The sequence below is a fragment of the Desmonostoc vinosum genome (assembly GCF_059505385.1).
Window position 1 is genome coordinate 1 of the sequence record NZ_JCACKM010000333.1, and the last position, 21,524, is coordinate 21,524.

A 21,524-nucleotide genomic window follows, 5' to 3' on the forward strand; every position below is an offset into this window, starting at 1 on the left:
TTTGCCACTCTTGAAATGTACGGAGTTTTTTCAAAAATCAAATAGGATTCCTATATCAGAAGCCTCTAATTACTATTGCTTTAATTTTGGCAGCAATTATTTCACTGAAGATAGTATTGGCAGTATTAGATGTCATGGATGATATCCCGCTGCTATTACCTAGTTTTGAATTGATTGGAATTGCTTACGCTACTTGGGCTACTTTTCGTTATCTTCTGAAAGCTTCGACTCGGCAAGAATTGATTACAAAAATCCGTTTGCTGAAAGAACAGTTTTTAGGTAATCAATAAAAATAATTCGTAATTAAAATATTTAGTTTTGCCATGCCAATAATGAAGTGACAAAACTAAAATTGTGCGATAAATTTTAAAGTTTATTTAATGCTGGTTGCGGAGCGTTATCGGAGGACACCGCAACTACAAATATTTTTAAATAAGTAGATCAAATACATCTAGAGATAGAGTCTGAATAGTGATATTTAACATTTAAATCACTTCTCAAGATAGTAGAGAGATTATATTCAACGGCCTAATCTAGTTTTTGTAGTTATTCAATACATTCTTTAACGAGGACATAATTTATGACTAATGAAAAAATTAATCAAGCAGTAGACTCATCTGAACGAGCTCAAGCCGATAGCTACGATCGCGGAATTATTCCAGCTGAAACTGCTGCTCGTAAGGAAAGAGAAGGAGATAAGTACAAAACACTTCCTACAGAAGAAAGAGAAGCAAGCGCATCTACCAATGATCAAACCAGATCTGATAGTATACGTACCACTGACGGTTACACTACAGACAAAGAAGGTTTGTTAAATAATTACGCAGTTGAACCAGAAATGTACTATGAGGAACCTGGTGATGCGCGTAAAGAAGCAGCAGAAGATACCGCAGAACGGGTTGAAGAACTTACAGAAATCAATCAGGATGAAGAGGGTAAGTTGACAGATAAAGATGACAAACGAGGCAGAGGGCCCGGAGTTATTTAGAGGGAACAGGGAACAGGCTTAAAACTATCTTGATATCTGGTTTTTTTGTTCGGTTGATGTTTCCAAATATCTAGCAACAGCTATAACATTTGTCACTTTTTCCTGGGTGTAATTACACGTAAAAAGGCTAATGGCGAAAACTATGCAGACGCGATAAATCGCGTCTGTACTTTTATCTGGGTGCAAATTTTTCCTTTACTCTTACCCAATCCCCAGTCTCCAATCCCCAATCCCCAATCCCCAATCCCCAATCCCCAGTCCCCAGTCCCCAGTCCCCAATCCCCAATCCCCAGTCCCCAGTCCCCAATCCCCAATCCCCAAGCACTCAAATGATAAATGGCTTTAATTCATAATTATGCCACTGCCGCTGATGCCATTCGGCAATCAAAGGACGGACAATGAACTGAGGCTGACGATCGCCTGTAACATCTATGCGTAGACATGAATATGGTCGGCGCTTCTGGGAACCCTGACCGTTTCTACCAACAAATAAATGCGATCGCGCTACCAATTTCTTCTCTTGTTTGCCTACATTCCCCAAGGTCTCAATTAAATCAGCACCTTCAGTCCGTTGGCGTCGTAAACTATACCCACTACCACCACAAACAAGCCAGTGGATATGAGAATCAGCTGCTCCTGTATCCATTGTTTCCAAATGTTCTAAGCAGTGAGCATGGCCATTTAATACTAAATCTACTAATGGACACCCTTGCCTCAAAGAACCTATAACTTCAGCTACTGCATTTAGTACACCACGTAAACGGCTACGAATCACTAAAGTCTGTGCTTGTTGCCATTTACTTGCTTCGGTGACATAGGGTGGATGGTGGAAAAAAATTACCCTTCCCCGAACTTCAGCGGTGTTCCAAGATTCAATAAGTTTGTGTTTTAACCAGTTCAATTGTTCGCTATCAGTCTGCGTTGGCTGATTATTCGCTAGCTGTTTGTCGATATCAACAATAATCTCCTCAATTTGTGACACCTTAGCGTGCATATCATCTAATTGATCGTCTTCGCTAGGATTGTCAGGATTTAGTTTGGCTGAATTTTCGATGATTTGCATCTTTTCCCGTTCTAAATCTTGACGTCGCTTTTCCAAAATTTTACGATCAGCTTCGCCTGCTTTGGTTGTCGGCAGTCGCGGCGGATCGTTAAATGTATTAGAGTCTAAAGCGAAAAAGTCAATACCGCCGTAGCGAAAGGTGTAGTAGCGGTTGGGGAGGCGGGTAAAGTGCCCTGGTTGATAAGACAAACAGCGACCTGTCTCTGTTTTGCCAGTGTAGTATTTATCTAAATGACGAGCTAATTCCCCTGGCGACTGAAATGCTTTGAGATAATCTAGAAATGCTTGTGCGTAAGCGTCACCAACTCTTGAACCATATAAACCAATATCCATATCTAGACGCGATTGTAACAAACGACGGATGGGTAATGTTGTCAGCGACACCAAACTCAAGACAATTGGCAAGTCGTAATAATCGTGGTTTCCTGGTACAGGTAAAATTGGCAGTTTAAAAACCATTTCGTCGTAGGCAATTTGTTGAGGATGTTCCCCACCTACAAGAAACTCTCGGTAAGGCTGAATAAAGTTCTGCTGATAGTATTCGCGCGACCCCACTAAATAAATTACGTCACCCGTATGCAGCATAAATTTGCATTCCGAGTGATGAGGTAGCATAAGTTCAGCAACTCGTCGCTGTGGGTTCTGTCCTCGATGTTTGCCAGAACCACTATCACCCACAACCAAAAACGAGAACTCAGAATCATTTGCTCGATCCTCATCCAGCATTAACCGCGTTTGGTCAATGTTTCGTTCCACAATTAACGGATCTTGCCAGCGCACCCGCTGTTTCATCTTGCGAATTTTTTTCGCGATCGCCGGATCAGAAACGAATTTCAACGTTAATTACTCCAGTTTCTTTAGATGAGAGAGATGAGAGAGATGAGAGAGATGAGGGAGATGAGGGAGATGAGGGAGAAATTTTCTTTGCGTCCCCGCGTCCCCGCGTCCCCGCGTCCCCTTCCCTACTCCCCATTTTTAAACTCAACAGTCAAGTTGGGGAGTCCATTTAGCTTTTCGGTGGGTTCAATTTCTTCTGTGGTTGGCACAAAAATATTCAACCCTGATGGAACACACTGGACTTCTATCGGAGTTGTACCGATTAGTTCACCATCTAAGACGACTTTTTGCGGTGGGTTGGTGGTAATCTTAAATTGCTTGGCTCGCAGATAGCCAATGTCATCTCGCTCAGCGGCGTTGCCTGTGGAGGCTGTTTGAAATAGATGGAATGTAGCCGCGATCGCTCCTGTTTTGCTAACTGGAGCTAAGATTGTCAAATCTAGTAGCCCATCATTATAGATAATACCTGCTGGGCCTTGAGCTAAAACTGAGGTTGGCGGTGCAGCATTTGCTACTGTTACTGCTGAGGCAACAGTCTTAATTATCCGATCTTCGGTTTCGATTTCAACTTCAAATCTTTCTAAATTCCGTAACTCCTGGATTCCTGCCAAAACGTAAGCTAATATCCCAAAGCGATTCTTGGCTTCGCGGTCTGCCCGTTCGACGGTTTCAGCCTCAAAACCAATCCCTGCCAATAACACCATCGGCTTACCGTTGCAATAGGCTACGTCTACTGCCTGAGTTGTTCCCTGCAAAATGGTTTGACATGCACCTGCGATCGTGTCAGGAATTCCCAAAGCTGTGGCAAAAGCGTTCGCTGTGCCTCTAGAAATGATGCCAAATGGAATATCAGTACCCACTACAGCCGTCGCTGCTGCTGAGAGAGTACCATCGCCACCCGAAGCTATGACCGACTCCACTCCCCGCGCCACCGCTGCACGTGCTAGTTCATCAGCATCTATTTCGACCGTCGTCAAATGAATATCTAAATTAATTGTTGGCTCTAACATTGCCCGAATCTGTGCCAGTTCTTCCTCTGGGTCTCCCTGACCCGCTACTGGATTAAAGATAAGGCAGGCGGAACGATTCATAAGATATTATATCTAAGCTTAGATCTCTAAAATATCAAATTATTTTATCGTGTAAGCAGGCAAGGTTTTTTCTGACAAATTCCTTGTTTCCTCTGAAATACTGAATCTGTTATTGTTTGCTTATACACAATTATCTTATGCGTCAATTATTACCAATTTTATTCAGTATATTAACTTTCGGCAGTCTGAATAATCTTACCGTAACAGCTATTACCAAAATGCAGTTAGCTCAAAAGCTCAACTGTAACAATGCTCAAACTCAACTAGAAATCAATCAATGCGCTCAATTTTCTTATCAGAATGCAGATAAAAAATTGAACCAAGTTTATCAACAAGTTTTACCAAAACTACAAGCATCTAGGCGACAAAAGTTAATTATCGCACAGCAGACGTGGATCAAGTTTAGAAATACTAGCTGCGAGTTTGAAAGAAGCGCGTATGAGGGAGGAAGTATTGCTCCTACCATTTATCTTAATTGCCTGGAAAAGATGACAAAACAACGAACTCAACAATTACAGGAATATCTCAAAAATAATCTTTGATTAATCAGCAGATACACCTCTTAGCCAGATTACCGTATTTTTAATCACTACATAGCCTAAAATAAGAGAGATCAAGATTGCGATCGCTAAACTCATATTACCAAAGCAAACAATCAAAGATAATATATACAAAAAAATATTAAATCCTAATATTCTATATTTATGAAATTTTAGTGTTCTTCCCTTTAATGCAATTAAATTGTCACAAACAATTCCCCAATCATCTATGATAAAAAATAATCCCCACGACATTAAACTTGCTAAAGAAGTTCTATCTTTATAAAAGATTACAAAAATCCAAATAATAAAAGTAACCGCACCGTAAATTATATTTTGCGTAGATATTAGAAAATTAATAGTATTCTCATTCATTTTATAGCTAAGCTTATTTAAATCATGATATTCAGCAATCAATTGATTTTGTACTTCTAAATATTTATCTTGATAAAAGTTATAAAATCCTTTTAAAAACTTGAAACCTAATAAAACACTGGTGATTCTCAACGCTAAAGTTCCTCTAGTTATTTCTCCTTGATATAAGGTAAAAAAAGGTTGAGATTGATTAAATAAGTTAATGAATGGATATAAAACAAGTAAGAATGAAATCACACATCCAAGAAAGTAGATAAAAATTAAAAGTAAATCTTTTGTAAAAAAATCTACTACAGGTGGATTATATCTATCTAAATAAAATCTTTGAAATAAAATAGTTGCAAAAACTATCAATGTCAATAATAAACTACTAAAAAAACAAACATTAATTCCTGCTAAGTAATTAATTTCTAAGTTTAACATTTGGAAAAATACAAAAAAGTTAATATATATTTGAAGGTTTTTATGATTTTAAAAATCCATGCGTTTGATATAACATAATATTGGAACTAACAAATAGTATTTTTAACACTATTTAAGTATCCTTAATAGTTGAAAATAAATATTTAATCGCTAACAATCGTTGCCGTGTGTATTGCTTTTGATGTTTGTAGTATAGTTTCTGCCACAAATCTAAATCTAATTGGCGAGCGCTTAATTGCAAAGTTCTGTTTCGCATAGATTTCCCTATATATCACCCCTGTACTACCAGCTTAGTATATGTCCCTCTTTTTTAGGTAATCTTCTGCCGGGAAGGGAGTAATGATATTAAATAGAGAAAATTACCTCTACAGTTACATGAGTAACGCTGTAGAGAATATGTATCAAATTATTTAGATCAGAGTAATAAGTATCGCATTGCTTGCAGGAACCGAAATCGAGCAATGATTACCAGATATTTGAATTGTTTCAGATAGGCGAGGTTTCCACGAACCATCCGACTCGACACTACTACCACCTAATGTGATATCCGAAGTACTATGAAGTGATGGAGCTGTTAAACGTAATGCTGATGCTCCATGAAGTTGGCGATCGCAGTTAACTAAAACTTGAGCGTTGTGCGTCTGATCTTTATTAATTAAAGTCAACAGCACTTTATTGTTGTTTGTCAACACAGCATATACTTTTAAGTTAATATTAGTTTCACTTATGGTTACAGGTAGTAAACGTCCCTGGCTGGCAAGTTTGAACAGCAGCATTCCATAATAAAGTGGTCTAGCCGAGCATTTTCCATCCCAATGAATTGCAAACGGTGAATAAAGCCCTTCTCCACCACCATGAAAATTCACTCCTGCTGCACCGTTTTGTGCCAGAGTGAACATAAAATCTAATCCCCATAAGGCTGCGGCAAACACATTACTAACACCTGATTTTCCGCCATGAAAAACAGAGTTACACTCAGTAATTCGATATCGTTTACCCCTGTGCTGTGTAACTTCGCGAAGATTTTGAGCAACTTTTTCCAGACGTTCATCACGACTCAATAGATTGCTGATTGTCACAGAGGCATTTGTTGGAGGCCCCATCCGATAGTAATGCTGCGTCAGCAAATAAATTTGGGCCGCTGCATCGCTGGCAAATGGCACCGCCCATGTTTTATAGACCTGCGCTGTACCTGGGCCAGAAATTGGTGCATTAGCAACACGATTACGAATTGCTGTGAAATAGGCGGTAAATTCTTTGTTGAAATCGTTGTAGTTGTACGTTTCTGGGCGCAGTCCATTCAGACTATACAAGTCTGGTTCATTACCAATTTCAAAGGATAAGAGTCTATCTCCTGCAACATGAGCTACATATTCTGCTTGCAAGGCAGCAATTTCAGGTTTGGAGTCTCCAAGATTCAGTCCTAGTATGACTTTCCAGCCAATCATCCGCACAAAATTAAACAGATTATTAATGTCATTTTGTGTGATGATTTGTCTTTGTGTTGCTGATTTAGGCTTACCCTCAATCCAATATGTCTTTTCTACATAATTACCACCAATTCGCAAAACGCCCCTATCACCTAGTTGCTTTATAAAATTTTGCAGCAGGATATTGTCAGGTCTAAACATCCAAGATTGAGGTAATGCAGCTGGTTCGTAACTCAATCCTGTAAAGTTATTTGGAATATAAATGCCAGGTTGAGTAGAATTGATAGTAATAGTCACTGGCGTCAAAGAATTGTTATCTGACAGACATGGCAATTCCCCTAGCGCAGTCACAAGACTCATCCCTCCCAGCCCAGCACTGGTTATGAGAAAATTTCTGCGTGTTATTCGTTGGTGATGGTTCATCACACTGTTCCTTGATGGTTTGAAATGGTGCTTTACATACCATGGATTGAGCGCAATTTATTTTAAGTATTATTTAATTCTTTTAGTTCAGTTATTTTACTTGTTTTAAAGAATCAAAATATACATAGTGAAATTAAAAAATGTGCATATTTGCGTCGAAGCGCTAGGTATAGAGTTTATACCAATTCGCAAAAATCCCGATACACGTGTATCTTTCGGAGGGGTTTAGCGTTTAGCATTGATAAACGCTAAACCCGCGTAAATTTGTATCATTAATTAAAGCAAAATGATATTAGGGGCGGGTTGATGAATATATTCACTTGAGGGACTGAGGATATTTGCAAACCCGCCCCAACTAAATTTGTTAACGAAACTCAGCTTCAGTCCTCTAATACCATTTCACATTAATGGCGATACACATAAATCTTGTAAAGACGCTTTAAAAGCGTGTCTCTACACCGTCTGTATTTGTATCAGGATTTTCGTCAATTGGTATGAGTGTCCCCTATTCCCTCTCATTTGGTACGGAAATTTCCGTAGTTGTGGCACTATATCTGGGTAGCTTCATCTAAACTTTACGTGTTATCGCCTATTTTTTAAACAAAAAAAATACATTAGTGTTTCTAATAAAGCGAGAATATTCTCGGTTATTATACTTAAACACGATGAAATTGATATCGAAGATCACACTAGGCGCTGCTTGCTCGATGGGTCTTTTGGGATTACCCACAGTTGCATCTGCTGCCTCAATCACTCCTAGTTCCTATGAAGCTACAATCGGCATTGGTGAGACAGTCACGGTTAAAAAGACTGTCACCCTCGACAAATCTGGCCCAGCTTCTAGCTTGGTTGACGTTTTCTTCCTAGCTGACAACACTGGCAGCATGGGCAGTATTATTAATGAAGTAAAAACTAGCGCATCTTCCATATTAAATTCGATTTCTGGCGGAGATTCTCGCTTTAGCGGTATTGATGTCGGCTTTGGCGTAGGTAGTTACCTTGGAGACCCGGTTGAAGGAGTATCGACCACTACTGCTTACAGCCTGCTTTCGTCAATCTCCAAGAACAAAACAACCACACAAACTGCGATTGATAGCTGGTTTGCTAGTGGTGGTGGCGATTTACCTGAAGCTAACTTCTTTGCATTGCACCAAGTAGCAACTTCTGGCGGTGCTACAGATGGAATAGGCGAAAGTGACACTGGCGTTGGCACAGGTCAGAATACAGGCTGGCGTGAGGGTGCAGCCAGAGTTCTTGTCTGGTTTGGGGATGCATCATCTCATGAAGAGACAGTAAACTTGGAGGAGGCAACAAACGCCTTGGTTGATAATGATGTAAAAGTTGCTGCTATTAATACTCAAAACGCTGGTAATGGTATTGACACTTCTGACCAGGCTACTGACATTGCAGCTGCAACTGGTGGTACTCTCACAAATGATGTAGATACCTCAGGAGTTGTGGATGCGATTTTAGCTGCTGTGGGAAGCGCTGTTGCCACAACTGATTTGGAATTGTTTGTCACAGGTAATACTTCGGGTGTCGATGTCAGTTTTGCTTGTACTGACCCACTTGGTTGTGAAGATGTCGGGCCTGGCGAAAGTCGTTCTTTGACTCTCAGCATTACTGGTAAGACTCCTGGAGTTTATAGCTTTGAGACAGGAGTTAAAGGTTTAGCAGGTGTTGTTGAAAAAGACAATATTACAGTTGTTCCTGAACCTATGACAATATTGGGTTCGCTGACAGCAGGTTTGTTTGGTACAGGTTTGATGAGAAAACGTAAGCAAATGCAAGCAGCACAAGCAAAAGCTGATGCTTAAAGAGCTGATTTGTGATGGTTAAGCAGGAAACAGCATTTGTTTAACAGCGATCGCACTTAATATGTAGAAGTTTAAAATTAAACTAATCTTGGCTTTAAACTTCTAAATATTGTACAAACTACTCTCCCAAAATGTTAAACAAATGATATAACCTGAAATCGTCATCGTTAAAATAGCTTGATTCTATAGATTTTCTAGGTGTATCAGTGATTTGATCTGATGCACCTTTTCTGATTGAATTGCTTAATTGCGAATTGGTGTAATATCAAGTTCGGATAATCGCTGATTATTAAAATTTCTCCGCGTCTTTGCGTTAGCCCTAACGATAAGTCTTCAAGCAGACATGATATAGGAGGTAGGGTTTTACTGACAAGCGATCGGCAAAATCTTTGTTTACAATGTTAAGTAAAGTAAAAATGTTTACGGAAATCAGAATCAAAAACAATGGTACTATTCGGGTTTGGTAAAAAGCAGGTAATGCCTACTCCAGAGGAAGCTTTGCCAGGAAGAGCAAATTCTCTGTCAGTACCTGCTCATCACTATGTCAACCATAATCCTCTCAAACCTCCCTTTCCCGACGGGTTAGAAAAGGCATTGTTTGGTTTAGGCTGTTTTTGGGGTGCAGAACGCAAGTTTTGGCAACTTGATGGAGTTTACACCACCGCAGTTGGTTACGCAGCTGGTTTCACACCCAACCCTACCTATGAAGAGGTGTGTAGCGGCAAAACTGGTCACAATGAAGTAGTATTAGTAGTATTTGATCCCAAAGTGATTACTTACTCTCGACTACTCAAAGTCTTTTGGGAAAGCCACAACCCCACGCAAGGAATGCGTCAGGGTAACGACGCTGGTACGCAGTATCGTTCTGGTATTTACGTATATTCTGATCATCAAAAGCAGCTAGCAGAAACCTCGCGGGATGTTTATCAACAAGCCCTCAACAGCGCAGGTTACAGTCAGATTACTACAGAAATCTTGGAAGCGCCAGAATTTTACTATGCAGAAGCATACCATCAACAATACTTGGCTAAAAACCCCAATGGTTATTGCGGCTTAGGAGGCACAAATGTTGCTTGTCCTGTAGGTGTAGTTGAGTCGCAGATAAGTAGTTAGGGACTACTGGCGTGATACAACTAAAATGATGCAATAGCCGTAGGCTGGGGAGCCACTCACATGCGAGGGTTCCCCCCGCCCTTGTGAAGTGGCGTTTGAGGAACGAAACTCAACATTACAAGGTTAGGAATTTTGTTATATGTAAATTACTTGGCTAATTTTAACCTGATTTTTGCATAATTAACCTGAGTTTCATTTTTCGTAAAAAACTATGCCAGCTAAAATACTGGTTGTGGATGATGAGCCTGACTTAGAAATATTGCTGCGTCAGAAATTTAGAAAAAAAATTCGAGAGAAGCAATATCAGTTAATTTTTGCTCGTAATGGTGTAGAAGCATTAGAAAAACTGCAAATAGAACCGGATATCGATATAGTATTAACCGATATTTATATGCCAGAAATGGATGGGTTAACTTTAATTGCTAAACTTAGCGAGTTACATCCCATCATTAAAGCAGTAATTATCTCTGCTTACGGTGATATTGAAAATATTAGAACAGCGATGAATCGCGGTGCTTTTGATTTTCTGACTAAGCCAATAAATTTCCAAGATTTAGAAATCACTACTGATAAAACTCTGCAACATGTGCAGCGGATGAAAGCATCTAAGAAAAAAGAATTTTTAGCACAACAAGCCCAAACAGAACTATTAACTCGTCTGCAACAAGAAGTTACTGTTCGTCAGCATGTAGAGGCAGCATTGCGCGAAAGCGAAGCCAGGCTAGCACAATTTTTAGAAGCTTTGCCAGTAGGGATATTTGTAATTGATGGTAAAGGTAAGCCTTATTATGCTAATCAAACTGCTCAACGAATCCTTGGCAAGGGTATTGTAACTGAAGCAACAGCTGCACAATTGAGTGAGATTTATCAAGTGTATTTGGCTGGAAGGGACGAATTATATCCCATAGAACAGCAACCTATTTTACAAGCATTAAAAGGTAAAAGTGTCACCATCGATAACATGGAGATTCGTCAAGGGGATAAAATTATTCCTCTTGAGGTCTCAGCTATCCCAATTTTTAATGACCAGGGTAGCATTATTTACGCCATAGCAGCTTTTCAAGATATCACACAACGTAAGCGTTCGGAAGCCGAGCGAATTCGATTAATTCTAGAATTGGGAGTTAAAAATTTTGCCTTACAAGAAGCAAAAGATGCGTTAGCTAAATCCAACCTAACTTTAGAACAAAAAGTTAAAGAACGTACTCAAGAACTTTCTAAAACCTTAGAAATTCTCAAAGCAACCCAAGCTGAATTAGTATTTGAAAACGCTTTGCTCAAAAGTGCCGAACAAACTTCAACCTATGATTATCAAGTAGGCGGTAGTTTACCAATGGATGCTTCTACTTATGTAGTACGCTCCGCAGATCGTCATTTTTACAAAGCATTGAAGCGAGGAGAATTTTGTTATATCCTCAATACTCGCCAAATGGGTAAATCTAGCTTAATGGTACGTATGATACACCATTTACAGCAAGAAGGGTATAGTTGTGCGGCAATTGATATTACTCGCCTTGGTAGCGAAAATATTACTCCCATCCAATGGTATAAAGGTTTGATAGTAGAGTTGTGGCAGAGTTTTGATTTACTAAAAAAAGTGAATCTCAAAGCTTGGTGGAATGAACAGCAAGATTTATCACCTATCCAATGCTTAAGTCGCTTTATTGAAGATATTCTATTAGTAGAAATAAAGAGTAAAGAAATTTTTATTTTTATTGATGAAATTGATAGTATTTTATCTTTAAATTTTTCTGTTAATGACTTTTTTGCTTTAATTCGCTTTTGCTACAACCAGCGTAGAATTAATCCAGAATATCGTCGTTTAACTTTTGCATTTTTTGGTGTTGCTACACCCTCAGATTTGATTACTGACTATCAAAGAACACCTTTTAATATTGGTCAGGCAATTCACCTTAGTGGCTTTCAAGTACATGAAGCCCAACCTTTGTTAAAAGGATTGACGAAGAAAGTTACTAATCCTCAGATAGTACTCAATGAAATACTATCTTGGACAAATGGACAGCCTTTTTTAACTCAAAAGCTTTGTCAAATCATCCATAATTCATCATTTACTATTCCTATAAATTGTGAAGCAGAATGGATTGGTAATTTAGTGCGATCGCATATAATTGACAACTGGGAATCTCAGGATGAACCAGAGCATTTAAAATCGATTCGCGATCGCATTCTCAAGAATACTTTAAAACCTCTTTACTTACTCAAACTATATCGCCAAATCTTACATCAAGAAAAAATTGTTTCAGTTGATAGTTTAGAAGAAAAACAATTACTCTTGTCAGGGTTAATAATTAAGCAACAAGGTTATTTAAAACCCCATAATCGGATTTATGAATTGATTTTTAACAATAGTTGGATTAATGCTAATTTATAATTAGTTAAACTAATTTACTTCTGAAAATTCGCGGTGTTCAGATCCCCGACTTCTCAAAGAAGTCGGGGATCTTATATCATGTCCGGCTAATCACTAGACTTCTTGCAAAAATACTTGAACCGTCAGAGACTCAAGTCTCTGCCTAATAGCAAAAGTCCGTTGAAACGGACTAAAAATACTGTTATTAGTCGGTTGAAACCGACTTGAGTTATCAGCCAGAAAATTTATTTTCTGGCAAGTATCCGACTTTTGCAAGAGGTCTACTTATCATAAAAATTTCTCCACATCCCCCTTCGGGTGACGCTCGCAAGCTCGCTCTAAGCGAAGCTATGCCGCAGGCTTTACGCTGCGCTAACGCAGTCGCCTGCGGAGGGAAACCCTCCTTTACTCGCTGTCTCACCACGTCTCCCTATCTCCGCGTCAGCCCAATCATAAGTCTTTAAACGGACATGATATTACACGAATGATTTAGAATTGCTATAAGTAAAATATTTTGTTGTTAAAATTATCATTTGTCCTTGGTCATCACAAATGAGAAACGACAAAGGACAAATGACTTCTGATAAGAATCAGATAGCTGGATTTGCCAATTAAAAACTGTATTAAAACGATGAATCTGATTGCTTAAGAAATTCCTTTTCCTCTAAAGTTGAAACACGCCCCAAAATGCTATTGCGATGAGGAAAACGTTTAAAACGCTCAATTATTTCCATATGACGAAACGCATATTCAATTGCGTCAGCACTATCGGGATCATCATTGAGTTGCTGAAACAATTTCACAGATTGACGTTGATGATCTAGATTTTCACTATGTTCAAAAGGCAAGTAAACAAACCAACGTTGTACAGGTAGTAGTTCTTGATCATAGCCTTTTTTAACTGCGTGTTGTGCTGCAGAGAGCGCCTCCCAATCAGTAGCAAAAGCTTCCGGGGTTCCGCGAAACATATTTCGGGGAAACTGGTCTAGCAGCAAAATCAACGCTAGACAGGTTTCGGGTAAATCTATCCACTCGTCTAAATATCCTGACGCCGCTTTCTGGTAGTCTTGGAGAAACCGGGTTCGCAATTCTTCATCAAAATTTGGCTGTGGGTTAAACCAAAATTGTCGAGGTTTGCTGTAACCAGGCTCATCAGGTTGACCAAACCAAAACTCCAAAATAGATTTTACCTGTGACATTGCTCTTCAACCGTTGTGCTTTTTTAAGTTTATTCTTTGTAGTGGCGTGGCAAGTCTTAAATGTTGCAATAAGCTTTCTTGTGCAGCAGGACAAAAAGCCTACCACGGAAGGATGATATGTCCATCCCACAAAAATTTGCTAATGCACAAATTTAGTCTTGCCACGCCAGTAGTTAGTCATTAGTCAATTAAAGAGGGAAGGGATTTAAGTTCGGGTATAGATACTTACCCAAAATATTCCACTTGCTGAAGTGGAATTTCTTACTTCCGAAAAGGAAACTCGTTTCAGCTACGCTTAGTGCATCGCATCAAACAGGGAAGACTACCCCCTGTTAAGCGTTAAGCGTTCCCTTCTTCAATGACTCATGACTGTCTTAACAAAAAATCAGCCTATTGTCCCTTACAAAGCACTTGTCGCATTTTACGCATATTTGCAGGCAACTCAAAGTTCATTGCTTGCTGAATGAAAATTGAAGGTATAGGAACATTGGGTGTGGCTTGCACAGTATAAGCCAGCACTGTGCCATTACCACAATCTTGAAGTTCTATATTGGCTTTGAAATCTTCAAAAGTCCCTTTTTCCATGCGAAATTGGATTTGCTGCCCAAGCACTTCTACAACGTTGAGATATATTTCAACTTGAGCAGTGAAAAAGAAAAAGGCTTTTTGTGCTGCTTGATACAGACGCTTAACTTCTCCTCTATGTATTACCTCACTGGTGGTAATATCGGGAAAGTACTGTACCCAACGTGGGTAATCAGTAAGTTGCTGCCATACTTGCGATCGCACTAGTGGCAAATACATCCAAGCTGTCACAGCACCACCCCATGTAGTGTGCGATCGCGTTTGTACCAAAATTTCACCCTGCACTAGTAATTTTTGCTTGTCTTGAGTCCAAGCCATATCCGAACCTATAATGATTGAGTCTGAAATATGATAAGCAGACATTTCGGTTTCAGTCACTCCTCAACTCATCCACCTCATAGGGTTAAAACTGCAAGCCAATATTACTTGATCAACTCCAACCCATTAAATTTTAGTTCCAGTCCAATAAATATATTTTCCGGAATTATGGATACTTTTCAGTATCTATCCGGTAATTTTACTACCAAATAAATTTATCTATTGTATCCCCTATTACAATAAATACTTAGGGAAATTTTATATTAGCAAAACTATGGATAAACAAAAGATTTATTGATATTTAGTTTAACATCACGGGAATGGGGAGTGGGGAGTGGGGAGTGGGGACGTGGGGACGCGGGGACGTGGGGACGTGGGGACGCGGGGACGTGGGGACGTGGGGACGCGGAGAAAATTTCTCACTCATCCCGTGGTTGGTGAGTTTCGGCTACGCGGTAATCGAGCGAAGTCGAGATTCAACTACCGTTTCGGCTACGCGGTAATCGAGCGAAGTCGAGATTCAACTACCGCGTACCGTCTTTGACACCAGAAGTCGAACCACATCCCCCAACTTTCTGCCAAGATGAAAGTGCAGTGAGTGTTGAGAGGAAAATTAAATGAGTCAGTCTTCTTTAAATCGGAGGTTAACTCAGCTTTTTGGCGTGCTTTTAGGCATTAGTATAGCTGTGTGGGTATTAAGGGGCTTGGGAATACTGACTTTTGTACCAGGTGGAATTATCTGGTTATTATTACTAGGGGCGATCGCTATAGGGATGATTAGTTATGCCCAAAGAACATGGTGGCGTTTTTGATTATACGTAAAAATAAACCAATGTCGAGACAAGCTTTCAAAGAGTCTGCAAATTTCTCAGGATAAAAAAATGGAAAAGTACGTATGTAGCGTCTGTGGTTATGAGTATGATCCAGATGTAGGCGACCCAGATAGCGGTGTAGAAGCAGGAACCCCTTTTGAAGAATTACCAGATGATTGGGTATGTCCAGTATGTGGTGCAGAAAAAGAGGAATTTGAACAACCGGAATTATGAATGCCTATAAAGGTCAACAGTCAATAAGATTATATTTTTGAAATTGCAGCCGTTAAAAATTGTAATTATTGGGGGTGGGGCAGCAGGATTTTTTGGTGCGATCGCATGTGCTAATGTTAATCCGCAAGCCCAAGTCATTTTACTCGAAGCCGGTCAGCAACCACTGGCGAAAGTTCGCATATCTGGTGGAGGACGCTGTAATGTCACTCATGCTTGCTTTGAACCTGAAGCATTGGTGCAAAATTACCCCAGAGGCGGTAAACCTTTGCGGGGTGCTTTTACCCGTTTCCAAGCAAGAGATACAATAAGTTGGTTTGCTCTCCACGGAGTACCGCTAAAAACTGAGGCTGATGGGCGCATGTTTCCGATTACAGATAGTTCTGAAACGGTTGTGAACTGTTTGATGAACACTGCAAAACTATCTGGGGTGGAACTTCGCACTAGGACAGCTGTAACCTCAGTCAAGCGAACCTCTTGTGAGGGGTTTGAGATTCTGCTCAAGTCAGGAGAAACGATAAAATGCGATCGCTTGCTTCTAGCTACTGGTAGTAGCCCTTTCGGTTACAAAATAGCCAGAGAATTAGGACATCAAGTTGAAGCACCTGTTCCCTCTTTGTTTACCTTTAACATTGTCGATCAAAAGCTGCGGGCGTTAGCTGGAGTGAGTATAAATCCTGTGCAGTTGCGATTGTCTGTTGATGGCAAACCTCAATTACAACAAACCGGGCCATTATTAATTACCCACTGGGGTTTAAGCGGGCCAGCCATCTTGAAACTTTCTGCTTGGGGTGCGAGAATCCTACACCAGAGTCATTATCAAGCCACATTATTGATTAATTGGTTACCTCACTTGCACCAAGAACAAGTGCGAGAAAAAATTTTAACAGTTAAACAACAATGGGCCAAGCGAGCGATCGCATTACATCGTGGTGTTGATTTACCCCATCGTCTTTGGCAGTATGCGATCGCTCGTGTCGGTATTACAACAGAGGAACGCTGGTCAGGACTATCTCATAAAACATTAAACCAGCTTGTACAAGAATTAACTCAAAGCAAACATTTAATCAGTGGTAAAGGCGTATTTAAGGAAGAATTTGTTACCTGTGGCGGTATCAACTTAAAAGAAGTCAACTTTAAGACGATGGAAAGTACATTAGTACCTGGTCTCTATTTTGCCGGAGAAATATTAGATATAGATGGCATCACAGGCGGCTTTAACTTTCAAAGTGCGTGGACAACGGCATACCTAGCTGGTAACGCTATGGGGAATAGCTAGTAAGGTACTAGTGGCGTGTCTAGCCTTAAATGTTGCATTAAACCTAACACACTAGAATAGCTCAAACAGTCCACTAGTAGTTGAAACCACGGAGGATTGTGGGCTACCTAGTTTTCCCTGATAAATTCAAATTAAAGTAACAGACCTGTAACAAACTCTACTAAATTACAATTCAAAATCCGTTAACTTAATGAAAGCCATAAATGTAATTCAGGCTACATAAAAATGCGACTAGAGCAGTTGCAAGCCTTTTTAGCGATCGCGGACACCGGCAGCTTTCAGCAAGCAGCACGAAAATGTGGTGTCACTCAATCTACGATTAGTCGGCAAATTCAAGCATTGGAAGCAAATTTAAAAATGGAACTGTTTCACCGAACGAGTCATGCTAAGTTGACTCTGGGAGGCGAACGTTTACTACCCCGCGCCCGCAAAATTTGCCAAGAGTGGGAAACTGCCACCCAGGAAATATCAGATTTAATTGCGGGAAAACAACCAGAACTATGTATTGCGGCGATTCACTCGCTGTGTGCCTTTTACTTACCACCAATTTTGCAAAAATTTTGTCACGATTATCCAGATGTGCAATTGCGGGTGACATCCTTGGGTAGCGATCGCGCCCTCAAAGTCCTTAAAGATGGATTGGTAGATCTAGCAATTGTAATGAATAATCGCTTTTTGACAACTGCTAGAGAAATGGTAGTAGAAGTACTTTATGATGAGCCTATAGAAGTTCTAATTGGAGCCAATCATCCACTAGCTCAATATGAATATATCCCTTGGTCGGAACTAATTCGTTATCCGCAAGTGGTTTTCAAAGACGGTTACGGAATGCAACGCTTAATCCAAGATAGATTTGAGAGACTGGAAGCCAGACTGCAAGCAGCTTTAGAAGTTAATACTTTAGATGCTTTCCGGGGAGTGGTACGCCAAGGGGAATTGATAGCTTTGCTACCTCAATCAGCATTAGTTGAAGCACGTCAAGACCTTACCCTAGCAGTTCGTCCCTTAGCCAGCAATAATAATGGGGCTTTGCCAGATAATTCTAGTTTGACTCGTCGGGTAGTAATGGTAACAACTCAAGACCGTCTCCAAATTCCCCCTATCCAGCATTTTTGGCAACTGGTAAGGGAAAATATACCCTTACAATTTGACCAACAGCGATCGGCTAGTTAAATAATTCGTAATTCGTAATTCGTAATGACGCGACGCTCCTGCGTCGCTAACGCTGACGCTCGTACCTCGCTACCGCTTCGCTAACGCTAACGCTATCGATGACTCGCTACCGCTGCGAAGCGCGTAATTCGTAATTAAAAATAGGGAACAGGGAACAGGAGAGCCACTCCCGTGGGCGACTGGCGATCTTCGCAGCGTCAAGCCTACGGCATAGCTTCGCTGAGAGCGACGTAGGAGCGTCACCCGTTCGCGCAGCGTCTTTGACCGAGGAACGAGGCGCAAGCCCGGCTTCAGACATAGCAGGGGGGAGACAGTCAAAGGAGGGGGGAACAGGGAACGGTTTTTCGTATTTCCTATTGTTTATTGGTCATTAGTCAGTAGTCATTGGTCATTAACTGACAAAGCGCAAAGTCTGAGCGCCGGCTTCCGGCGAACAGAACTTTGTAAGAGAGAACAACTGACAAAGCGCAAAGTCTGAGCGCCGGCTTCCGGCGAACAGAACTTTGTAAGAGAGGACAACTGACACAGGACAAAGAACAAATGAGCAATTTATTTAGGGAATTTCTGCAAAAGGTAGGAAGTGGAAGCCACACAGCCAAAAATTTAACTCGTGATGAAGCAGCTACTGCTATTAAAATGATGTTGCGAAAAGAAGCAACGCCAGCCCAAACAGGGGCGTTTTTGATTGCTCATCGCATTAAGCGCCCAACTGGGGAAGAGTTGGCAGGGATGTTAGATGCCTACGATGAACTAGGGCCAAAACTGCAACCGATCGCCTCTGCAAGAACTGTGATTGTTTTGGGTATACCCTATGATGGGAGAACACGTACTACACCAATTAGCCCCATCACAGCTTTACTACTGGCCGCAGCTGGGCAACCTGTGATTATGCATGGTGGCGATCGCTTACCCACCAAGTACGGTTTACCATTAATAGATATTTGGCAAGGATTAGGGGTCAATTGGACTGTCTTACCATTACCAAAAACTCAACGAGTATTTGAGCAAACAGGCATCGGTTTTATTTACACACCCCAGCATTTCCCCTTAACTAAGGGTATTTGGGATTACCGCGATCAAATCGGCAAACGTCCACCCTTGGCGACAATGGAACTAATTTGGTGTCCTTACGCCGGTGATACTCGCATCATCGCCGGATTTGTCCATCCTCCCACAGAAGGGATGTTTCAGGAAGCTTTAGCGCTAAAAGGGATATCGAAATATACTTTTATAAAAGGACTAGAAGGTAGTTGTGATTTACCACGCGATCGCACTGCAATTATTGGTATATCTTCGCCAACAGCATCAGGGGAGCTAGAACGGTTGCATCTTGTACCGCGTGAATATGGATTTACTACTAAGAATGTACCCCTTGGCAGCCCTGAAGAACTGATCGCGGATATGCACGATGTCTTAGCTGGCAAATCCAACGAACTAATGCAGACAGCCTTGTGGAATGGTGGATTTTACCTGTGGCAAAGTGGTATTTGTTCAGATATGCGATCGGGTATAGCCAAGGCAGAAGAATTATTAACTAGTGGTATGGTAGCTGCTAAACTTCAAGAAATCACTCAGGTAGTCAATTCTTTGTCAACAGTATTTCCATTAACGCTATAAGTTACACATGCTTAAACAGTGAGAACTAAGATATCCGCCTTCTTTGAGAAGTCGGGTATCTGGACACCGCGAATTTTCACAAATTACATAGAATTGCTATGTATCATACCAAATTTATATTCAAATTCAGCAACAGCTTAATTTAGTGTTATCAGAAAACAGAAAATCTTGAACTGAGCGAATTGCATAAATTCTCTGATCAACTCTGATATATCTACAGAAGACTTAACTTCAATTTCTTGACTCTGAATTTACTAATTACAATGAATGTATTTTCCTTCAAATTATTTGTAAGGATACAAATTTATGTTTGAACATGGGTCAAACTAAATCTATTGAACTACTAGTAAATTAGATTGTTTATCTAAAGAGAAAACAAATACTATTTGTCGAAAGCTCACATTAATTTTAATTTTAGAAAGGAAAAGATGAAGGCTACATTACGTCACATTTTAAATTTAAAGAAAGAATACGGCAACCTGCCATTTTTTGATTTTTTACGGGATGAAACATTATCTGCTCGTCAGCGCCTAGAATTTTACCCTTGCATGGCTCCTTTTATCATGAGCTTTGGCGATCTAAATCGCTACGTTATGCGCCAACAGCCAACCTCAGATCAGTATCAAGCTATGGTGAACGAACACTCAATAGAGGACGATCATCACTGGCCATGGTATTTGGAAGACTTTATCAAATTGGGCTTTGATTGCGAAAAAATTTCGCCGACTGAGTATTTAGAGTTTTTCTATAGCGATTGTACAGCAGTGAATCGCTTGTTATCACACAAGCTAGCTCATTTGATTTATGCCTCATCAAGTATCGTGCGTCTAGCTATTATCGAAGCTATTGAAGAAACGGGCAACGTCTTGTTTGAACTAATTGGAAAACTGGCCCAACAAATTGAAGAAGAAACGGGTATTGAGTTGCGCTATTGTGGAGAATTTCATTTTAGTAAAGAATCTGGTCATGCTATGACAAAAGACCATCTGATCATGGCACAGATAGAAATGGATGAAGAACTACGTGCCGAGGCTATTGAAAAAGTCAATTTGGTATTTACTTGGTTTACACAATGGACAGAAGAATTGCTAGCGTATGCCAATTTGAATTTGTATCGGACTGCACCAAGGCAGTTATCAAGCACTCTTGGGCAGACAAAGTAGTACTGGAGCCGGGATCATTGGGTTTGGCTTGCTCTTGTTTTCAGCTAGTACAGTCTTCTTTGTTCTGAGTGGTTCAGTTAATAAAATTTGGCGATCGCATACTACAACTTCTCAATCAATTCGCAGGACTATGCTTGCTTTTGTTCTTAACCAACTGTTAGCTTTTCTGTTAGTATTTGGAATTGGTTTATTGCTGCTGGCTTCATTAATCTCAAACTATGAATCAGTAATATTTTTATATTTCTGCGATCGCTCAACTTTATAAGTATTATTTGATTTTTATCCCAATAATTGATTCATTTATATTCTTGATGGTAAATTTAGTGCTGTTTATTTCGACAACTGCATATTTTTCTGATTGAAACAAAGAACTTAAACTAGCTATGATATCTGCAAGATAGACCTTGGGTAATAGTGGTATTTCTATATTCAGAAAAGATTTGGGTATAGTTTGAAGATTTAAATAGAGTATCCTATCATTAACATACCAAGTACCATTAAATTTATTACCTGTTATCAGTTCTTTAGGTTTATATAAGCTAAATGTTTGAATTTTGGTTTGCTCATAGGTCATATCATCTTTAAATATCATCGAAATTTTTTCCCAAGCCGTTTCAAAACGCCATTTTCCAAAAAGTAAAATCTCGATTTCTGTATCAGAAAGATTATCATTCATA

The 21,524-nt window shown here is 40.0% G+C and carries 23 protein-coding genes; 14 read left to right on the forward strand and 9 right to left on the reverse strand.

The genetic code is table 11. The annotated features are described in order from the left end of the window. Positions 1-41: 41 nt before the first annotated feature. Positions 42-290, forward strand: coding sequence for a CAAD domain-containing protein (locus AC5JMF_RS32930; RefSeq protein WP_495799969.1), 249 nt, complete (start codon positions 42-44; stop codon positions 288-290). Between the two features lie 290 nt (positions 291-580). After that, the gene (locus AC5JMF_RS32935; protein WP_495799908.1) at positions 581-988 is read left to right on the forward strand and encodes a hypothetical protein; all 408 of its coding nucleotides are present in this window, start codon (positions 581-583) and stop codon (positions 986-988) included. A 325-nt stretch (positions 989-1,313) separates the two neighbouring features. Here AC5JMF_RS32935 and AC5JMF_RS32940 read toward each other — a convergent pair whose 3' ends face one another. Both AC5JMF_RS32940 and AC5JMF_RS32945 read right to left on the reverse strand, forming a co-directional pair. Further along, on the reverse strand, positions 1,314-2,888 hold the full coding sequence (locus AC5JMF_RS32940; RefSeq protein WP_495799909.1) for a metallophosphoesterase family protein: 1,575 nt from the start codon (positions 2,886-2,888) through the stop codon (positions 1,314-1,316). A gap of 125 nt (positions 2,889-3,013) precedes the next feature. Further along, positions 3,014-3,979 (reverse strand): YegS/Rv2252/BmrU family lipid kinase, encoded by a 966-nt coding sequence (locus AC5JMF_RS32945; RefSeq protein ID WP_495799910.1) that lies wholly within the window; start codon positions 3,977-3,979, stop codon positions 3,014-3,016. Positions 3,980-4,116: 137 nt separating this feature from the next. Here AC5JMF_RS32945 and AC5JMF_RS32950 point away from each other — a divergent pair, with 137 nt between their 5' ends. Next, the gene (locus AC5JMF_RS32950) at positions 4,117-4,521 is read left to right on the forward strand and encodes a lysozyme inhibitor LprI family protein (protein ID WP_495799911.1); all 405 of its coding nucleotides are present in this window, start codon (positions 4,117-4,119) and stop codon (positions 4,519-4,521) included. On the opposite strand, the gene AC5JMF_RS32955 is transcribed toward AC5JMF_RS32950, so the two are convergent. The 3 genes from AC5JMF_RS32955 to AC5JMF_RS32965 all read right to left on the reverse strand — a co-directional run bounded on the left by AC5JMF_RS32955 (position 4,522) and on the right by AC5JMF_RS32965 (position 7,169). Continuing rightward, complete coding sequence (locus AC5JMF_RS32955) at positions 4,522-5,316, reverse strand: hypothetical protein (protein ID WP_495799912.1); 795 nt, start codon at positions 5,314-5,316, stop codon at positions 4,522-4,524. Between the two features lie 112 nt (positions 5,317-5,428). Then, positions 5,429-5,572, reverse strand: a complete 144-nt coding sequence (locus tag AC5JMF_RS32960) for a hypothetical protein (protein WP_495799913.1) — start codon at positions 5,570-5,572, stop codon at positions 5,429-5,431. A gap of 154 nt (positions 5,573-5,726) precedes the next feature. Continuing rightward, positions 5,727-7,169: a glycosyl hydrolase family 79 C-terminal domain-containing protein gene (locus AC5JMF_RS32965; RefSeq protein WP_495799914.1), complete on the reverse strand. Its 1,443-nt coding sequence runs from the start codon at positions 7,167-7,169 to the stop codon at positions 5,727-5,729. A gap of 665 nt (positions 7,170-7,834) precedes the next feature. Here AC5JMF_RS32965 and AC5JMF_RS32970 point away from each other — a divergent pair. From AC5JMF_RS32970 to AC5JMF_RS32980, 3 genes are all read left to right on the forward strand, one after another. Further along, positions 7,835-8,986, forward strand: coding sequence for a PEP-CTERM sorting domain-containing protein (locus tag AC5JMF_RS32970; protein WP_495799915.1), 1,152 nt, complete (start codon positions 7,835-7,837; stop codon positions 8,984-8,986). Between the two features lie 444 nt (positions 8,987-9,430). Beyond that, positions 9,431-10,099 carry a peptide-methionine (S)-S-oxide reductase MsrA gene (gene msrA, locus AC5JMF_RS32975; protein WP_495799916.1) on the forward strand — a complete coding sequence of 223 codons (669 nt, stop codon included), beginning with the start codon at positions 9,431-9,433 and terminating at the stop codon, positions 10,097-10,099. Between the two features lie 211 nt (positions 10,100-10,310). After that, the gene (locus AC5JMF_RS32980; RefSeq protein ID WP_495799917.1) at positions 10,311-12,491 is read left to right on the forward strand and encodes an AAA-like domain-containing protein; all 2,181 of its coding nucleotides are present in this window, start codon (positions 10,311-10,313) and stop codon (positions 12,489-12,491) included. Positions 12,492-12,584: 93 nt separating this feature from the next. Here AC5JMF_RS32980 and AC5JMF_RS32985 read toward each other — a convergent pair whose 3' ends face one another. From AC5JMF_RS32985 to AC5JMF_RS32995, 3 genes are all read right to left on the reverse strand, one after another. Further along, positions 12,585-12,746 carry a hypothetical protein gene (locus AC5JMF_RS32985; RefSeq protein WP_495799918.1) on the reverse strand — a complete coding sequence of 54 codons (162 nt, stop codon included), beginning with the start codon at positions 12,744-12,746 and terminating at the stop codon, positions 12,585-12,587. Between the two features lie 347 nt (positions 12,747-13,093). Beyond that, the gene (locus tag AC5JMF_RS32990) at positions 13,094-13,669 is read right to left on the reverse strand and encodes a DUF924 family protein (protein ID WP_495799919.1); all 576 of its coding nucleotides are present in this window, start codon (positions 13,667-13,669) and stop codon (positions 13,094-13,096) included. Positions 13,670-14,059: 390 nt separating this feature from the next. Continuing rightward, positions 14,060-14,617 (reverse strand): SRPBCC family protein, encoded by a 558-nt coding sequence (locus AC5JMF_RS32995; protein ID WP_495799970.1) that lies wholly within the window; start codon positions 14,615-14,617, stop codon positions 14,060-14,062. Positions 14,618-14,906: 289 nt separating this feature from the next. Between AC5JMF_RS32995 and AC5JMF_RS33000 the strand changes: the two genes are divergently transcribed. The 8 genes from AC5JMF_RS33000 to AC5JMF_RS33035 all read left to right on the forward strand — a co-directional run bounded on the left by AC5JMF_RS33000 (position 14,907) and on the right by AC5JMF_RS33035 (position 21,112). Then, complete coding sequence (locus AC5JMF_RS33000) at positions 14,907-15,116, forward strand: hypothetical protein (RefSeq protein WP_495799920.1); 210 nt, start codon at positions 14,907-14,909, stop codon at positions 15,114-15,116. A gap of 73 nt (positions 15,117-15,189) precedes the next feature. After that, positions 15,190-15,384 carry a hypothetical protein gene (locus AC5JMF_RS33005; protein ID WP_495799921.1) on the forward strand — a complete coding sequence of 65 codons (195 nt, stop codon included), beginning with the start codon at positions 15,190-15,192 and terminating at the stop codon, positions 15,382-15,384. 69 nt (positions 15,385-15,453) lie between these two features. Then, entirely contained in the window at positions 15,454-15,618 is a 165-nt protein-coding gene (gene rd / locus AC5JMF_RS33010; protein ID WP_495799922.1) for a rubredoxin, read from the forward strand. A gap of 43 nt (positions 15,619-15,661) precedes the next feature. Continuing rightward, positions 15,662-16,894 (forward strand): BaiN/RdsA family NAD(P)/FAD-dependent oxidoreductase, encoded by a 1,233-nt coding sequence (locus tag AC5JMF_RS33015; protein WP_495799971.1) that lies wholly within the window; start codon positions 15,662-15,664, stop codon positions 16,892-16,894. A gap of 225 nt (positions 16,895-17,119) precedes the next feature. After that, positions 17,120-18,067, forward strand: a complete 948-nt coding sequence (locus tag AC5JMF_RS33020) for a LysR family transcriptional regulator (RefSeq protein WP_495799923.1) — start codon at positions 17,120-17,122, stop codon at positions 18,065-18,067. Positions 18,068-18,607: 540 nt separating this feature from the next. Continuing rightward, complete coding sequence (locus AC5JMF_RS33025) at positions 18,608-19,684, forward strand: anthranilate phosphoribosyltransferase family protein (RefSeq protein ID WP_495799924.1); 1,077 nt, start codon at positions 18,608-18,610, stop codon at positions 19,682-19,684. A gap of 428 nt (positions 19,685-20,112) precedes the next feature. Continuing rightward, positions 20,113-20,847 (forward strand): hypothetical protein, encoded by a 735-nt coding sequence (locus AC5JMF_RS33030; RefSeq protein ID WP_495799925.1) that lies wholly within the window; start codon positions 20,113-20,115, stop codon positions 20,845-20,847. Continuing rightward, complete coding sequence (locus tag AC5JMF_RS33035) at positions 20,831-21,112, forward strand: hypothetical protein (RefSeq protein ID WP_495799926.1); 282 nt, start codon at positions 20,831-20,833, stop codon at positions 21,110-21,112. Before AC5JMF_RS33030 ends, AC5JMF_RS33035 begins: the two co-directional genes overlap by 17 nt. Before the next feature lie 3 nt (positions 21,113-21,115). Here AC5JMF_RS33035 and AC5JMF_RS33040 read toward each other — a convergent pair whose 3' ends face one another. Then, positions 21,116-21,523: a hypothetical protein gene (locus AC5JMF_RS33040; RefSeq protein WP_495799927.1), complete on the reverse strand. Its 408-nt coding sequence runs from the start codon at positions 21,521-21,523 to the stop codon at positions 21,116-21,118. Between the last annotated feature and the right edge of the window lies 1 nt (position 21,524).

Coding starts and splice junctions, on each gene's coding strand:
- AC5JMF_RS33005 (WP_495799921.1), top strand. CDS start 15,190: ATGAGTCAGTCTTCTTTAAATCGGAGGTTAACTCAGCTTTTTGGCGTG.
- msrA (WP_495799916.1), top strand. CDS start 9,431: ATGGTACTATTCGGGTTTGGTAAAAAGCAGGTAATGCCTACTCCAGAG.
- AC5JMF_RS33040 (WP_495799927.1), bottom strand. CDS start 21,523: ATGAATGATAATCTTTCTGATACAGAAATCGAGATTTTACTTTTTGGA.
- AC5JMF_RS32955 (WP_495799912.1), bottom strand. CDS start 5,316: ATGTTAAACTTAGAAATTAATTACTTAGCAGGAATTAATGTTTGTTTT.
- AC5JMF_RS33030 (WP_495799925.1), top strand. CDS start 20,113: ATGAAGGCTACATTACGTCACATTTTAAATTTAAAGAAAGAATACGGC.
- AC5JMF_RS32980 (WP_495799917.1), top strand. CDS start 10,311: ATGCCAGCTAAAATACTGGTTGTGGATGATGAGCCTGACTTAGAAATA.
- AC5JMF_RS32950 (WP_495799911.1), top strand. CDS start 4,117: ATGCGTCAATTATTACCAATTTTATTCAGTATATTAACTTTCGGCAGT.
- AC5JMF_RS32945 (WP_495799910.1), bottom strand. CDS start 3,979: ATGAATCGTTCCGCCTGCCTTATCTTTAATCCAGTAGCGGGTCAGGGA.
- AC5JMF_RS33020 (WP_495799923.1), top strand. CDS start 17,120: ATGCGACTAGAGCAGTTGCAAGCCTTTTTAGCGATCGCGGACACCGGC.
- AC5JMF_RS32960 (WP_495799913.1), bottom strand. CDS start 5,572: ATGCGAAACAGAACTTTGCAATTAAGCGCTCGCCAATTAGATTTAGAT.
- AC5JMF_RS32990 (WP_495799919.1), bottom strand. CDS start 13,669: ATGTCACAGGTAAAATCTATTTTGGAGTTTTGGTTTGGTCAACCTGAT.
- AC5JMF_RS33025 (WP_495799924.1), top strand. CDS start 18,608: ATGAGCAATTTATTTAGGGAATTTCTGCAAAAGGTAGGAAGTGGAAGC.
- rd (WP_495799922.1), top strand. CDS start 15,454: ATGGAAAAGTACGTATGTAGCGTCTGTGGTTATGAGTATGATCCAGAT.
- AC5JMF_RS32995 (WP_495799970.1), bottom strand. CDS start 14,617: ATGTCTGCTTATCATATTTCAGACTCAATCATTATAGGTTCGGATATG.
- AC5JMF_RS32935 (WP_495799908.1), top strand. CDS start 581: ATGACTAATGAAAAAATTAATCAAGCAGTAGACTCATCTGAACGAGCT.
- AC5JMF_RS32965 (WP_495799914.1), bottom strand. CDS start 7,169: ATGAACCATCACCAACGAATAACACGCAGAAATTTTCTCATAACCAGT.
- AC5JMF_RS32970 (WP_495799915.1), top strand. CDS start 7,835: ATGAAATTGATATCGAAGATCACACTAGGCGCTGCTTGCTCGATGGGT.